We start from the raw sequence: 14,833 nt of genomic DNA, 5'->3' as shown, positions 1-14,833 counted from the left end.
CCGCATCAGCGATCCCAATTAAGTCTTATTTTCATAAAAATTTATAGGAAGAATCGTTGGATATCATTCCAGGTAACGACAAGCATGAGAAGCATAAGGAGCGCAAAGCCGATAAAATGGACCATTCCTTCCTTTTGCCGATCAATTGGTTTCCCTCTTACAGCTTCAACAGCAAAGAACATTAATCTTCCACCGTCAAGAGCAGGAATTGGTAATAAGTTCATTATTCCCAAGTTAATGCTTAATATCCCAGCCCACTTCATTAAGTAATAAATTCCTGATTTAGCTACCTCATCTGTGGACTTATAAATTCCAACAGGCCCAGATAGGGCATCAATTGAAAATTGACCTGTAACCAACTTGCCCAGCATCACAAATATTTGCTTTGTCCAGAAATAGGTTTCGGTAAATCCTGATTTCACAGCTTGAACGGGTGATTTTTCTACAGGGCTATAAACACCGATAATCCCCATTTTCTCCCCGTCAACGGTCTTTTCGAGCGGAGTTACTTGGATATCTTTCTCTTGACCATTACGAACGATGGAGAAATCAAGTTTATGGTTTGGACTCTTTCGGATAATTTCAACCACGTCTGTCCAACTTGAAATTTCTGAACCATTTATACTTTGAACAATATCCCCCTGTTGGAGCCCTGCAGATTTAGCAGCTCCATCCGGAGTAATGACACCTAATTTAGGGTCATTCGAGGGCACACCTTGTAATAGAGCGATAATAATAAACACTACAAATGCTAAAACAAAATTCATCATTGGACCTGCAAAGATGGCCATAAATCTTTGTGGTAAAGTTTTCGATCCAAATTGACGGTCAATTGGGGCAATTTGTGATTCAATGCCATTTTCAACAATAGCTGCTTTTGGATCGATGAGGAAGGTCTGCAAACTTTCGTTTTCGTCTTCCGGGTATCCTTTTATGATTAAATCCTTTTCAATATCAGCATACTCGACTTCAACGATCCTTGCTTTAGGGTATTTCTCTTTATTATTTAAAATGATTTTATTTACCTTATCTTGCTTATCAAACATAAGTCCAATTCGGTAACCAGGCTTAATTTCGACCATTTCCGGATCCTCACCGGCCATTCGGACAAAGCCCCCGATTGGCAATAGACGAATTGTATAGGTAGTTTCTCCTTTTTTATGAGTAAACACCTTTGGCCCCATTCCTATCGCAAATTCCCGGCAGAGAATACCTGCTCTTTTCGCGAAAACGAAATGACCTAATTCATGAAAGAAGACCAGTGCGCCAAAAATTACAATGAAGGCAATAACTGTGCTCAAATGTAAAACCACCTTTTTAATGAGGATAGGGAAGTATCTTTCCTATAGTAGTGAGTGTACAAACTGTCGAGTCTCTTTGTCAACTTCTTCTATCATAGCTAGACTTGGATTATCGATGACTTGATGTTCACTTAATGCTTTCTCAATCATTTCCTCAATTTGTAAGAAACGAATATTGCCTTGTAAAAACTCTGCCACGGCTGCTTCATTCGCTGCATTTAATACCGTAGGCATTGTGCCGCCTTTTTTACCAGCCTGATAGGCAAAATCCAGACAGCGGAAACGTTGTAAATCCATCTCTTGAAAATGCAGTTTACCAACTTGAGCTAAATTCAACCGATTTGCGTTTGTAAGAGGCAGCCGGTCTGGATAGGTAAGTGCATATTGAATAGGCACCCTCATATCCGGTGTCCCTAATTGAGCAATAATGCTAGAGTCATGGAACTCGACCATTGAGTGAATAATACTTTCCTTGTGAAGTAATACATCTATTTTTTCAAATGGAACATCAAACAACCAGTGCGCTTCTATAACTTCTAACCCTTTATTCATCATTGTCGCTGAATCAATGGTAATTTTCGCACCCATAGACCAGTTTGGATGGTTTAAAGCCTGCTCAACGGTGACGTCCTTTAGTTCCGCTCGGGTTCGATCACGGAAACTGCCGCCAGATGCTGTCAAAATTAATCTTTCAATATTTTTATCCATTTCTCCTTGTAAAGCTTGGAAAATGGCTGAATGTTCACTGTCAACTGGCAAGAGCGGTACATTATTTCTCTTGGCCGCTTCTAAAACTAAGTGTCCTGCAGTCACTAATGTTTCTTTATTTGCAATAGCAATAACCTTCCCACATTCAATTGCTTGTAAAGTGGGATGCAGCCCTACACTTCCTAATACAGCATTAACAAGGATATCTGCTTTATCAAATACAGCAACTTCAATCAAGCCTTCATTGCCAAAAGTAAACTTAGTCCCGGGGAATTCTCCTCTTAATAGCATACAATCACTGGATTCTTGGACAGAGACAAGCTGTGGTTTAAATTCAATGATCAGTTGACGGGCTAAATCAATATTCTTCCCCACTGAAAATGCAGCTAATTGAAAATCTGCAGGATGTGCACGAATAATATCAATGGTTTGCATCCCCACTGAACCCGTAGCACCTAATAAACTAATTGTTTTCAAAATACTTCAACTCCTAGATAAGAAAAGCACAAGCGCCCTTGACTACCAGGCGCTATAGCTTAACAATTCCAAGCAAATCCATTATACCCAAAGATGAAACAGGTTTAGTAATGGCAATACAAATAATAAGCTATCAAATCGATCGAGAATCCCGCCATGACCTGGCAAAATGTTACCCGAATCCTTTACATTAAAATGACGTTTAAAAGCAGATTGGACTAGGTCGCCAATTTGTCCAAAAACAGAAAGTACAATGGTAATCCCTATTATTGTGACCAGACTAACAGGGATGGTGGTTGAAAACAGTGAGAATAATACTCCAACGATCACCGCACAAACCACACCGCCTAATGATCCTTCTACCGTTTTATTGGGACTAATTTCCGGCCAGAGTTTGTTCCTTCCCATTGCTTTACCAACAAAGTAGGCTCCCGAGTCTGTTGCCCAAATAAGAAACAGCGAATAAAAAATATAGACAAGCCCTGCCTCACGGGTTTCAATAAAAAAGTAGAATCCGATTCCAACATAAATGGCTGAAAGAATGGAGAAAGAAACATCTTCAAAGGTAAAACGATTCTTTGTGACAACCGTGTAAGCTAATAACAACAAAATAACAATAATCGCGATCTCTGTTTTCGAATAGTAAAAACTCGAGAGAACATGATGATATTGCTTTGGAAAAATAATCACCCAAAGAAATAACAGCGAAAGTAGTCCGTGAACTGAAAAGATACTCAATTGTTTCATTTTTAACAGTTCATATAACCCTATTGTAGCAAGAATGTACGTTAAGAGAACAAACGGAAGTCCTCCATAAAATACGATTGGCAAAAATAATGCCGCTGCTACCACTCCTGTAATGATTCTTTGCTTCATCTACTAGTTCAACACCTTTTATGATCTTAAGAGAGGTATAATTTAGATTCCGCCAAACCTTCGCTGTCGTTTCTGATATACTTCAATTGCCTCTAGGAAATATTCCTCATTAAAATCAGGCCATAATACTTCAGTAAACCAAAATTCAGAATAAGCTAGTTGCCAAAGCATAAAGTTACTTAAGCGGATTTCACCACTAGTACGAATTAGCAGGTCTGGGTCTTGAAAATTGGAACTCATTAAATAGGAGGAAAAGACCTGTTCGTTAAGTTCCGTCTCCATCAGTATTCCATTTTTGCTATCATTTATAATTTGTTTTACAGCATCGAGTATTTCCGACCTGCTTCCATAATTCAAAGCAAAATTCAGAACTAGTCCTGTATTATTTTTTGTTTCTTCAACCGCCCTCTCAATCGCATAGAGTGTATGTGAAGGCAATTGGTCTTTATATCCCATCATTTTAACTTGAACATTATTCTCAATTAATTCAGGAAGAAAAGTACCTAAAAATTCTTCCGGAAGCTTCATAATATATTCCACTTCATTTTTTGGGCGTTTCCAATTCTCAGTAGAAAAAGCATATAAGGTTAAAGCCTTAATCCCGAGATTATTAGCCAGCATGGTGGTCTTACGAACAACCTTCATGCCTTCATGATGACCTGCAATACGCGGTAAGGCCCTTTTTTTAGCCCAACGCCCATTACCATCCATAATAATAGCAACATGTTCAGGAATAGGCGATTTTTTAATTTCTTCTATTTTATCTCGGAGTGTGGAAGAGTTAGCCGGCTTCTTCCAAAGCCCAAATTTATTAAACATAACATTGCTCCTCAATTAATTAATCATTTCCTCCGATAATAAATCTTGGATTCACATATCCAAATATGTAAAGGTATTTTTCAGTAAGATGATATTATCATACCAAAAAAACTAAAAGATATCTCTAATAATAACCTATGTAAAATAACAGTAATTAAGAATAATGTTCAGAAAATATTAAAGGACAAACCAAACAAACCAATAATAGTGAAAAAACCCCCTAATAAAGAGGGTCTCGACTGTAAATCGGAAGCGCCTGGCACCCCTACAGACCAGAAACGACCTTGAGAGGCTAGGCGCTGCAACTGACATCAGTTTACACTTCTAAGATTTCTTTTTCTTTATCTTTTGTAATTTGATCGATTTTTTGAATAAACTCATCAGTAAGCTTCTGGATATCGTCAGAATAGCCGCGAAGGGCATCTTCTGTTATTTCACCATTTTTCTCAAGTTTTTTCAAATCATCGTTCCCATCACGGCGAATGTTACGGATTGCTACTTTGGCTTCTTCAGATTCTTTTTTTACTACTTTAACTAGCTCTTTTCGTCGTTCTTCTGTCAATTGTGGAATCGCGATACGAATAACAGAGCCATCATTAGTAGGGTTTAACCCAAGGTCAGATTTCAAGATTGCTTTTTCAATATCACCCAGAATAGTCTTATCGTATGGCTGAATCACCAGTAAACGCGCTTCGGGAGTGCTGATCCCTGCCATTTGATTCACGGGTGTTGGCGCACCATAATAATCCACAGTGATACGATCTAGCAAAGAAGCACTTGCGCGGCCGGCACGAATGCTCGCAAGCTCACGAGAATAAGCTTGAATGGCTTTTGTCATACGATCTTTTGTTGAAGCGATGACTTGTTTTGGCATTAGTTTTTCCCCCTTACGATAGTTCCAATTTTTTCTCCCATAACAGCTTTTTTAATATTGCCTTGTTCCATAATCGAGAACACAATCAATGGAATATCATTATCCATACATAATGAAGAGGCTGTTGAATCCATCACTGCTAAGCCTTCCTTAATGACATCTAAGAATGTAAGATCTTCATATTTAGTGGCATTGGCATCAATTCTAGGGTCTGCTGAATAAACACCATCGACATTATTTTTAGCCATTAAGATGACTTCCGCATCAATCTCCGCTGCCCTTAAAGCTGCAGTTGTATCTGTTGAGAAGTACGGATTACCTGTACCTGCTGCAAAAATAACAACCCTTTGTTTTTCTAAATGTCTCATTGCTCGACGACGAATATATGGTTCAGCAACCTGACGCATTTCAATCGAAGTTTGGACACGTGATTCTATTCCTAATTGTTCTAAACTGTCCTGAAGAGCTAAAGAATTCATCACGGTTGCAAGCATTCCCATATAATCAGCTGTAGCTCTATCCATACCCATCTCGCTGCCGATTTTGCCGCGCCAAATATTGCCTCCGCCAACCACAACAGCTACTTCAACGCCTAATTCGGCTACCTCTTTTACCTGTTCAGCAATTGACTTAATTACAGAAGGTTTAATTCCAAAACTGGACTCACCAGCAAGTGCTTCCCCGCTCAATTTTAAAACCACTCGTTTGTACTTAGGACCGCTCATATAAACCTCCGTATGAAAATTTTAAAAGCACCAAACGCCTTGTTCAGGGGGCTTGTGCCCTCGAACCCATAGGCGCTGGAGCTAGATATTATACAAAATTCATTCCTTCAAAAATAGGGAACACACCGTGTCCCCTATTTAAAAACTATAATAGTAACATTCCCATAAAGCATTTATTTTTAAGCTCGAGAATATTTGACTTATTTTTTGTTTACTTGATTCATAACTTCTTCGGCGAAATTGTCTTCTTTCTTTTCAATTCCTTCGCCTACTTCGTAGCGAACGAATTCACGTACTGTCGCGCCTTTTGACTCAACGAATTGGCGAACTTTTTGATCTGGATTTTTAACGAATGTTTGGTCAAGCAGACATACATCTTCAAAGTATTTGCCAAGACGGCCTTCTACCATTTTTGCTACGATGTTTTCTGGCTTACCTTCGTTAAGTGCTTGTTGAGTTAGCACTTGACGCTCATGCTCAACTTCTTCTGCAGAAACTTGGTCACGAGATACATATTTTGGTCTTAATGCAGCAATGTGCATTGAAACATCTTTCGCAGCCGCTTCTTCTGTAGTGCCTTCAAGAAGTGTTAGAACACTGATACGGCCACCCATGTGGATGTATGCACCAAAAGCATCGTTGTCAGTCTTAGATACGATTGCAAAACGGCGAAGTGAAAGCTTTTCTCCGATTTTTGCGATAGCAGCGTTGATGTGGTCAGCAACAGTTGCTCCATTTTCCATTGTTTGAGCAGATGCTTCTTCAACAGTAGCTGGTTTGTTTTTTAGTAAGTGTGCAGCAAGTTCTTGTACAAGAGCTTGGAATGCTTCATTCTTTGCAACGAAGTCTGTTTCAGAGTTAACTTCAAGGATAACAGCTTCGTTACCTTGTGTAACAACTGAAGTTAAACCTTCAGCAGCAATACGGTCAGCTTTATTAGCAGCTTTCGCAATACCCTTTTCACGTAGGAAATCGATTGCTTTTTCCATATCACCATCTGTTGCTGTAAGTGCTTTTTTACAGTCCATCATGCCTGCGCCTGTTTTTTCACGAAGTTCTTTTACCATTTGAGCAGTAACTGCCATTTTAAAATTCCTCCTTTTAATCTATGTACTATTTCTTATCTTTAGCCATTCAAACACAAGATAAACATTTCTTAAAAAAAGGTGATAAAGGGTCTCCCTTATCACCTTTTGAATTAGTCACTATCTTAAGCTTCTTGCGCTACTTCTTCACCTTGTTTTGCTTCAAGGATTGCATCTGCCATTTTACCAGTTAATAGTTTAACTGCGCGGATTGCATCATCGTTAGCTGGGATAACAACATCAATTTCATCTGGGTCACAGTTAGTATCAACAATACCTACGATAGGAATGTTTAACTTTTTAGCTTCTGCAACTGCGATACGCTCTTTACGAGGATCGATGATGAATAGTGCATCAGGAAGTTGTTTCATGTCTTTAATTCCGCCTAGGAATTTTTCAAGACGCTCTTGTTCCTTCTTAAGTTGAACAACTTCTTTCTTAGGTAATACTTCAAAAGTACCGTCTTCTGACATTCTTTCGATATCTTTTAAGCGGCCAATACGCTTTTGAATTGTTTCAAAGTTTGTTAATGTACCACCTAACCAACGTTGGTTAACAAAGTACATACCAGAACGAGCTGCTTCTTCTTTAACAGAATCTTGAGCTTGTTTCTTTGTACCAACAAAAAGAATAGTTCCGCCGTTACCAGCAAGATCTTTGACCCAGTTATAAGCTTCTTCAACCTTTTTAACTGTTTTTTGAAGGTCGATGATATAGATACCGTTACGCTCAGTGAAGATATATTTCTTCATCTTAGGGTTCCAACGGCGAGTTTGGTGTCCGAAATGTACACCAGCTTCAAGCAATTGTTTCATTGAAATAACTGACATGTGTTTTTTCCTCCTAGTGGTTTGTTTTCCTCCGCTCGTCTCATTTTTAAATAGAAACTGATATTTTCAGCACCATCCATTTAAATCAACAAGCGTGTGTATTAACACCATGAAATAATATAGCATAAGTAAATATAACAATCAAGAAATACTTTATAAAAAATAAAGTCCCCAATTTTCTCAAACTGGGGACCCGAGTGATTAGTGTTGTCTTAACTTATCAAGCTCCACAAGGAACTTATCATTAAGAACCTTGATATACGTACCTTTCATACCAAGTGAGCGTGACTCAATAACCCCTGCACTTTCAAGTTTTCTTAGTGCATTGACAATAACTGAACGTGTTATCCCAACCCGATCTGCTATTTTTGAAGCAACCAGCAAGCCCTCATGGCCATTAAGTTCTTCAAAAATATGTTCAATTGCTTCTAATTCACTATAAGACAATGAGCTGATTGCCATTTGAACAACAGCTTTGCTTCTTGCTTCTTCTTCAATTTCTTCTGATTTTTCACGTAATATTTCCATACCTACGACCGTTGCACCATATTCCGCTAAGATCAAATCATCATCATGAAATTTTTCTTGTAGTCTTGCTAAAATTAATGTACCAAGACGTTCGCCTCCACCAATGATCGGCACGATAGTTGTTAAACCCTCTTTAAATAGATCTCTATTTTCAACTGGAAAGGCAGTATATTGGCTTTCAATATCCAAGTTTGAAGATGTTTCTTGAATATTAAATAAACCTTTTGAGTATTCCTCAGGAAATTGACGATCTTCAAACATTTTCTTAATACGTTCATTTTCAATTTGCTGATAAATTGAAAAACCTAAAAGCTTTCCGCGGCGGCTTACAATGTAAACATTTGCCTCAATTGTTTCACTTAATGTTTCCGACATTTCTTTAAAATTAACAGGCTTTCCTGCTGCCTTCTGTAGTAAGACATTAATACGTCTAGTTTTTGTAAGTAAATCCATCTGTTTCTTCCTCCTAGTAACTACAACCATTATTAAATTATTTATAAAACAATTTCCTGTATGTGTATTATTTAAGAATGGCATCTCCTGAAATATTCAAAAAGCAGCATTCCTAAAGAATGAATTGGCTTAGATCTTTGTTCTTTGAAATAGCCCCAAGCTTATCATCTACATATTTTGGCGTGATGGTAATTTTCTCCATTGTGATTTCAGGTGCTTCAAAGGATAGATCCTCTAACAGCTTTTCAAGAATCGTATGGAGACGTCTAGCCCCAATATTGTCAGTGTTTTGATTCACTTCAAATGCTACTTCAGCGATTCTACGAATAGCATCGTCAGAAAATTCAATTTGTATACCTTCCGTTTCCAATAATGCTTGATATTGTTTAATTAAGGCATTATCTGGCTCTATCAAAATCCTAAAAAAGTCCTCCACCGTTAATTTTGTAAGTTCAACGCGGATTGGAAAACGACCTTGAAGTTCTGGTATTAAATCCGATGGTTTGGCTATATGAAAGGCACCAGCAGCAATAAATAAAATATGGTCAGTTTTAATCGAGCCGTATTTTGTAACCACTGTTGAACCCTCTACCACTGGCAGGATATCTCGCTGTACCCCTTCTCTTGAAACATCAGCCGATGATCCTCCGGAATTTTTGCTGGCAATTTTATCAATTTCATCAATAAAGATAATTCCAGTTTGTTCTGCGCGGTAGATAGCCTCTGATGAGACTTCATCCATATCGATCAGCTTAGCAGCTTCTTCGTTTGTTAATACCTTTCTTGCTTCACGGACGGTTAGTTTTCTCTTCTTACGTTTTTTCGGCATAAAACTGCTGAGGGCATCTTGCATATTCATACCCATTTGTTCAATCCCTGAACCTTGAAGCATATCAAACATTGAAGGAGCTTGCTCTTCTACTTCAACCGTAACGATTTCATCTTCTAATTGTCCAAGAGCAAGTCTCTCTTTTACAATCTTACGTTTTTCTTGGTGAGAAAAATCATCCTGTTGTGTCTCTGGTTCAGGAGAATTCCCGCCGCCGAATAACATTTCAAGTGGATTTTTATAGTTCGCTGCTTTTTTAGCGGATGGAACTAGTAAATCAACCAGTCTGCTATTTGCATTTTCTTCCGCTCTTTCTTTCACACTTTGCATGCGCTCCTCTTTCACTAACCGAACAGAGGTTTCTGCAAGATCACGAACCATTGATTCTACATCACGGCCAACATACCCTACTTCAGTAAATTTAGTCGCTTCCACTTTAATAAACGGAGCACCGACAAGCTTTGCCATTCTTCTAGCAATTTCCGTTTTACCTACCCCTGTTGGACCAATCATCAAAATATTTTTTGGAATAATTTCTTCACGAAGCTTATCATTTAGAAGACCTCTTCTATAACGGTTTCTCAGCGCAACAGCAACCGCTTTCTTTGCATCCTTTTGTCCAATTATATATTGATCTAGTCTTTCAACTATTTGGCGGGGAGTTAAATCCGTAGTTTTTACCATTTTTTTCGTCTCCTTCCGGTTATAGCTCTTCAACAATAATGTTGTGGTTGGTATATACACATATTTCCGCAGCTATTTCTAAAGAAGCTTTTGCAATTTCTTTTGCAGATAAATGTTCTCCTGCATATTTCTTTAATGAACGGCCAGCGGCCAATGCATAATTCCCACCTGAGCCAATTGCGAGAATCCCGTCATCAGGCTCAATCACTTCACCGGTTCCGGACACTAATAATAAGCTTTCCCGATTCATAACAATTAACATGGCTTCTAACTTGCGGAGCATCTTATCATTTCTCCATTCTTTAGCAAGTTCAACTGCCGCTCTTTGAAGATTTCCGTTATATTCCTCTAACTTTACTTCAAACAATTCAAAAAGAGTAAACGCATCTGCAACAGAACCAGCGAATCCTGCTAATACCTTACCATTAAATATCTTTCTTACTTTTCTGGCAGTGTGTTTCATCACAACTGCATTGCCAAAAGTCACCTGGCCGTCACCAGACATGGAGCATTCTCCGTTATGGTGAATAGCAAATATTGTCGTCGCATGAAATTGATTCATTTAATTCTTCCTCCTTTTGGAGTAATTTTCGCTTAAAGTAAAGTGCTATGTAATAGTTGGGTACTTAAATCCCTCTTATTATCGGGAAAAACGAAATCACTGAAATTAAGTTAATAATGGTTCAATTGTCATTTTGCGTAATAGCTTACTATTTGTAAACACTCAGTAAGTATGTTTAATAAAAACTTCACAATTAACATACTATTTAAACTGACAAGGGCTAATAAATCGTAACATACTTCTATAGCCCTTGCAACAATTTTACAAAACTTTCACAAAGTTCTGAATTGTTTCTAACGCTCGATTAGCATGTTGTAAATTTCTTTCCTGCTTGCCTTTTATTTTCACTGGCAGCTCCGGAAATAAACCAAAGTTCGCATTCATGGGCTGAAAATTATCAGGGTTAGCAGTTGTAATATAACGCGCCATGCTGCCAATCGCTGTTTCTGCAGGAAACTCAACTGTCTCGTCTCCCATTACAAGCCGAGCTGCATTGATCCCAGCAATTAAGCCGCTAGCTGCTGATTCAACATACCCTTCAACACCTGTCATTTGCCCGGCAAAAAATAAATCTTCCCGGTTTCGGAATTGATAGGTGGCCTTAAGAACTCTAGGTGAATTTATAAAAGTGTTACGGTGCATGACACCATACCGGACAATTTCGGCATTTTCAAGTCCCGGGATTAACCGAATGACTTCCTTTTGAGCTCCCCACTTTAAATGTGTCTGAAAACCGACAATATTAAAAAGGGTTCCTGCCGCGTCATCCTGGCGAAGCTGCACGACCGCAAAAGGCCTTTTTCCTGTTTTTGGATCTTCGAGACCTACAGGCTTTAACGGTCCAAATAACATCGTTTTCTTTCCTCGAGAGGCCATAACTTCGATTGGCATACAGCCTTCAAAAAATACTTCCTTTTCAAATTCCTTGGTAGGGGCAGTTTCAGCAGAAATAAGGGCCTCATAGAACTTATTAAATTCCTCTTCTGTCATCGGGCTATTTAAATAAGCGGCTTCACCCTTATCATATCTGGATTTTAAATAAACCTTGTCCATATTAATGCTGTCTTTTTCTAGGATAGGTGCTGCTGCATCATAAAAATAAAGATAGTCTTCTCCCGTCAAACTCTGTAACTGTCCAGATAGTGCTTCACTCGTAAGTGGTCCTGTTGCAATAACCGTTGGCCCCTCGGGAATCTCTGTCACTTCTTCGTTGATGACCGTTACATTTTCATGATTTTTCACCATCTCTGTTACTTTCGCAGCAAACTCATGACGGTCTACTGCTAATGCTCCTCCAGCTGGGACAGAACATGCATCAGCGGCACCAATAATGACCGAGTCAAGTTTTCGCATTTCTTCTTTTAATACCCCAACAGCATTTGTTAAGGTGTTTGCACGAAGGGAATTACTGCAGACCAATTCAGCAAATTTATCGGTATGATGAGCAGGGGTCTGCTTTACCGGGCGCATCTCATAAAGCTTTACTTTTACACCCCGTTTAGCTATCTGCCATGCCGCTTCACTTCCTGCTAGCCCAGCACCTATCACATTTATTGTTAAATCTTTCAATTACGTACCTCCTCAATTTCCTATCAAATATTTACTAGTAACCATTTTGGATTAAAAAGTACTCTAAATATACCTTGCCCTAGAATAAGTCCATCTTGCATTGTACTATACGAATCAGGAACAAAAAAGTTTTTTGTTTATAAGAAAAACTAAAAGAGTGGGAGTTTCCCCCACTCTTAGCTTTGCGGCTCTTCTTTATAATCACAAGTAACACACTGAACTTGGACGCCTTTTTTTAATTTCTTTTCTACCAGCAAGCCTTCACATTTCGGGCATGGTCTTGGCAGCGGCTTATCCCATGAGATAAATTCACAGCTCGGATAATTTGTACAGCCGTAAAACAATCGTCTTTTTTTACTCTTTCGTTCGATGATTTGTCCCTCTTTACAGGTTGGACATGTAACACCGATTTCTTTAACAATCGCTTTCGTATTCCGGCAATCAGGGAAATTACTGCATGCCATAAATTTCCCGTATCGTCCCATCTTGAATACCATGGGGCTGCCACAATTTTCGCAATCCTCACCAGCTGGCTCATCTTTAATTTCCACGGACTGCATTTCTTTTTCTGCTATTTCAAGATGTTTCTCGAAATCCTTGTAAAATTCATCGATAACTTGAACCCAGCTGACTTTTCCTTCTTCTACATAATCTAAGCCCTGCTCCATTTTAGCCGTGAATTCTACATCCAGAATTTCTGGGAAGAAATCAACCATTAATTCATGGACAATTTCGCCTAGTTCTGTTGGTACAAAGCGTTTATTATCCAATGTCACATAGCCCCGCTTTTGGATTGTATCCAAAGTTGGTGCAAATGTAGACGGGCGTCCAATCCCCAGCTCTTCAAGCGTTTTTACTAGTCTTGCTTCCGTATAACGCGGCGGCGGCTGAGTGAAATGCTGTTTAGGATCGATATCCTTCTTAAACACTTCATCCCCTTCTTTAAGGTCAGGAAGCATTTTATTCGGACCATCCACTTGGTCATCTGTGCCCTCTACATAGACTTTCATAAAGCCTGGAAACTTAATCTTAGAGCCAGTTGCCCGGAAAATAACCTTGCCATTTTGCAGATCAACGCTCATAGTATCCATGACGGCTTGCGCCATTTGACTGGCAAGGAACCGTTCCCAAATTAGCTTGTATAATCGCAGCTGGTCACGGGAGAGAAATTCCTTCAAACTGTTTGGATCACGTAAGGTACTTGTTGGCCGGATCGCTTCATGGGCATCTTGTGCGTTTGTTTGTTTTTTCTCTTTTCTTTGGTCATTCTTCAAATACTCTTCTCCGAATTCAGCTTTAATATAGCTTGCCGCTTCTACTTGAGCTACATCTGAAATCCGGGTGGAGTCCGTTCTCATATATGTAATGAGACCCACCGTACCTTCCTTGCCAAGCTCAATCCCTTCATACAGTTGCTGGGCAAGCATCATCGTTTTCTTGGCCCGGAAATTTAGCTTTCTTGCCGCTTCTTGCTGGAGGGATGAAGTAATAAAGGGTGGAGCAGGATTTCTGCGGCGTTCCTTTTTCGTTACAGAGACTACTTTAAATTTATTATCCTTCATTTCCTTTAAAACGGCTTGAACATCGGCTTCGGACTTTAATTCATATTTTTCTTGTCCTACTAAAGAATAGAAAGCCCCGCTAAATTGATCTTTTCCCTTCAAGAACTCGCCTTCAATTGTCCAATATTCTTCAGGAGTGAAATCTTTGATTTCCTTTTCACGATCGATAATGAGTCTGACCGCCACGGATTGTACTCGACCAGCACTTAACCCTTTTTTCACTTTTTTCCAAAATAGCGGGCTGATGTTGTATCCGACAAGACGGTCTAATATCCTACGGGCTTGCTGGGCATCCACTAGAGCCATGTTTATGGGACGCGGATGTTTAAAAGATTCCTTAATAGCATCTTTGGTAATTTCATTAAAGACCACACGGCAATCTGAATGAATATCTACATCTAAACTATGAGCTAAATGCCAGGCAATTGCTTCCCCTTCACGATCAGGGTCGGCTGCGAGATAGACTTTTTTAGCCTTTTTGGCCGCTGTTTTTAAATCCTTTAATACAGGGCCCTTCCCACGTATGGTAATATATTTTGGTTCAAAACTATTTTCAACATTTACTCCCATCTGACTGCGCGGCAAATCGCGTACATGTCCCATTGAAGCTTTTACTTTATACTTATTTCCTAAATAGCGTTCTATTGTTTTCGCTTTTGCAGGCGATTCAACTATAACTAGAAATTCTGCTGCCATTCTATATCCTCCTTAAGAGGGAAAGTGTAAAAGCGTCTCGAATACGGCAAAAGCCCGATTCTAAGTTGCTTACTATTTGAGAAGTTTTCCTAAATTCCAGTTATTATTTAATTTAACCGGAGAAAATACTTTACAAAACTGCCTTATCCCAAATTTTTTAAACTATATGGTATTTAACATAGTATTTAAATTTTTTTATTCTATTCATTTTTTTTATTACTAGTGCTTTAAAACGTATTTTAACATCTGTTGGAA

General features: G+C 38.9%; 13 protein-coding genes. All 13 read right to left on the bottom strand.

The window, feature by feature from the left end; genetic code table 11:
• Nucleotides 1-41: 41 nt before the first annotated feature.
• The 13 genes from rseP to topA all read right to left on the bottom strand — a co-directional run bounded on the left by rseP (nucleotide 42) and on the right by topA (nucleotide 14,578).
• Entirely contained in the window at nucleotides 42-1,301 is a 1,260-nt protein-coding gene (gene rseP / locus V7266_RS11060; protein WP_335467945.1) for an RIP metalloprotease RseP, read from the bottom strand.
• Between the two features lie 42 nt (nucleotides 1,302-1,343).
• Nucleotides 1,344-2,486 carry a 1-deoxy-D-xylulose-5-phosphate reductoisomerase gene (gene dxr / locus V7266_RS11055; protein ID WP_335467944.1) on the bottom strand — a complete coding sequence of 381 codons (1,143 nt, stop codon included), beginning with the start codon at nucleotides 2,484-2,486 and terminating at the stop codon, nucleotides 1,344-1,346.
• A gap of 81 nt (nucleotides 2,487-2,567) precedes the next feature.
• A complete protein-coding gene (locus V7266_RS11050; protein ID WP_335467943.1) occupies nucleotides 2,568-3,362 on the bottom strand; it encodes a phosphatidate cytidylyltransferase in 795 nt (264 codons plus the stop codon).
• Nucleotides 3,363-3,404: 42 nt separating this feature from the next.
• Nucleotides 3,405-4,181 (bottom strand): isoprenyl transferase, encoded by a 777-nt coding sequence (locus tag V7266_RS11045; RefSeq protein ID WP_335467942.1) that lies wholly within the window; start codon nucleotides 4,179-4,181, stop codon nucleotides 3,405-3,407.
• Nucleotides 4,182-4,497: 316 nt separating this feature from the next.
• Nucleotides 4,498-5,055: a ribosome recycling factor gene (gene frr, locus V7266_RS11040; RefSeq protein ID WP_335467941.1), complete on the bottom strand. Its 558-nt coding sequence runs from the start codon at nucleotides 5,053-5,055 to the stop codon at nucleotides 4,498-4,500.
• Nucleotides 5,055-5,780, bottom strand: a complete 726-nt coding sequence (pyrH, locus tag V7266_RS11035) for a UMP kinase (protein WP_335467940.1) — start codon at nucleotides 5,778-5,780, stop codon at nucleotides 5,055-5,057. Before pyrH ends, frr begins: the two co-directional genes overlap by 1 nt.
• A 200-nt stretch (nucleotides 5,781-5,980) precedes the next feature.
• Complete coding sequence (gene tsf / locus V7266_RS11030) at nucleotides 5,981-6,865, bottom strand: translation elongation factor Ts (protein WP_335467939.1); 885 nt, start codon at nucleotides 6,863-6,865, stop codon at nucleotides 5,981-5,983.
• Between the two features lie 125 nt (nucleotides 6,866-6,990).
• The gene (gene rpsB / locus V7266_RS11025; RefSeq protein ID WP_335467938.1) at nucleotides 6,991-7,695 is read right to left on the bottom strand and encodes a 30S ribosomal protein S2; all 705 of its coding nucleotides are present in this window, start codon (nucleotides 7,693-7,695) and stop codon (nucleotides 6,991-6,993) included.
• Nucleotides 7,696-7,896: 201 nt separating this feature from the next.
• Nucleotides 7,897-8,676 carry a GTP-sensing pleiotropic transcriptional regulator CodY gene (gene codY / locus V7266_RS11020; RefSeq protein ID WP_205180962.1) on the bottom strand — a complete coding sequence of 260 codons (780 nt, stop codon included), beginning with the start codon at nucleotides 8,674-8,676 and terminating at the stop codon, nucleotides 7,897-7,899.
• Between the two features lie 112 nt (nucleotides 8,677-8,788).
• Nucleotides 8,789-10,189, bottom strand: a complete 1,401-nt coding sequence (gene hslU / locus V7266_RS11015) for an HslU--HslV peptidase ATPase subunit (protein WP_335467937.1) — start codon at nucleotides 10,187-10,189, stop codon at nucleotides 8,789-8,791.
• 19 nt (nucleotides 10,190-10,208) lie between these two features.
• Nucleotides 10,209-10,751, bottom strand: coding sequence for an ATP-dependent protease subunit HslV (gene hslV, locus V7266_RS11010; RefSeq protein WP_160719993.1), 543 nt, complete (start codon nucleotides 10,749-10,751; stop codon nucleotides 10,209-10,211).
• Between the two features lie 261 nt (nucleotides 10,752-11,012).
• Nucleotides 11,013-12,320: an FADH(2)-oxidizing methylenetetrahydrofolate--tRNA-(uracil(54)-C(5))-methyltransferase TrmFO gene (gene trmFO, locus V7266_RS11005; RefSeq protein WP_335467936.1), complete on the bottom strand. Its 1,308-nt coding sequence runs from the start codon at nucleotides 12,318-12,320 to the stop codon at nucleotides 11,013-11,015.
• Nucleotides 12,321-12,496: 176 nt separating this feature from the next.
• Complete coding sequence (gene topA / locus V7266_RS11000) at nucleotides 12,497-14,578, bottom strand: type I DNA topoisomerase (protein ID WP_335467935.1); 2,082 nt, start codon at nucleotides 14,576-14,578, stop codon at nucleotides 12,497-12,499.
• Between the last annotated feature and the right edge of the window lie 255 nt (nucleotides 14,579-14,833).

This window comes from Neobacillus drentensis (assembly GCF_036965645.1).
Taxonomy (GTDB): Bacteria; Bacillota; Bacilli; order Bacillales; family Cytobacillaceae; genus Neobacillus; species Neobacillus drentensis_D.
This window is presented reverse-complemented; position numbering and strand designations above follow the sequence as displayed.

Bases quoted from the DNA above. Each gene is read 5' to 3' on its own strand.
- V7266_RS11050 (WP_335467943.1), bottom strand. From the start codon at position 3,362: ATGAAGCAAAGAATCATTACAGGAGTGGTAGCAGCGGCATTATTTTTG.
- V7266_RS11045 (WP_335467942.1), bottom strand. From the start codon at position 4,181: ATGTTTAATAAATTTGGGCTTTGGAAGAAGCCGGCTAACTCTTCCACA.
- frr (WP_335467941.1), bottom strand. From the start codon at position 5,055: ATGCCAAAACAAGTCATCGCTTCAACAAAAGATCGTATGACAAAAGCC.
- pyrH (WP_335467940.1), bottom strand. From the start codon at position 5,780: ATGAGCGGTCCTAAGTACAAACGAGTGGTTTTAAAATTGAGCGGGGAA.
- tsf (WP_335467939.1), bottom strand. From the start codon at position 6,865: ATGGCAGTTACTGCTCAAATGGTAAAAGAACTTCGTGAAAAAACAGGC.
- rpsB (WP_335467938.1), bottom strand. From the start codon at position 7,695: ATGTCAGTTATTTCAATGAAACAATTGCTTGAAGCTGGTGTACATTTC.
- codY (WP_205180962.1), bottom strand. From the start codon at position 8,676: ATGGATTTACTTACAAAAACTAGACGTATTAATGTCTTACTACAGAAG.
- hslU (WP_335467937.1), bottom strand. From the start codon at position 10,189: ATGGTAAAAACTACGGATTTAACTCCCCGCCAAATAGTTGAAAGACTA.
- hslV (WP_160719993.1), bottom strand. From the start codon at position 10,751: ATGAATCAATTTCATGCGACGACAATATTTGCTATTCACCATAACGGA.
- topA (WP_335467935.1), bottom strand. From the start codon at position 14,578: ATGGCAGCAGAATTTCTAGTTATAGTTGAATCGCCTGCAAAAGCGAAA.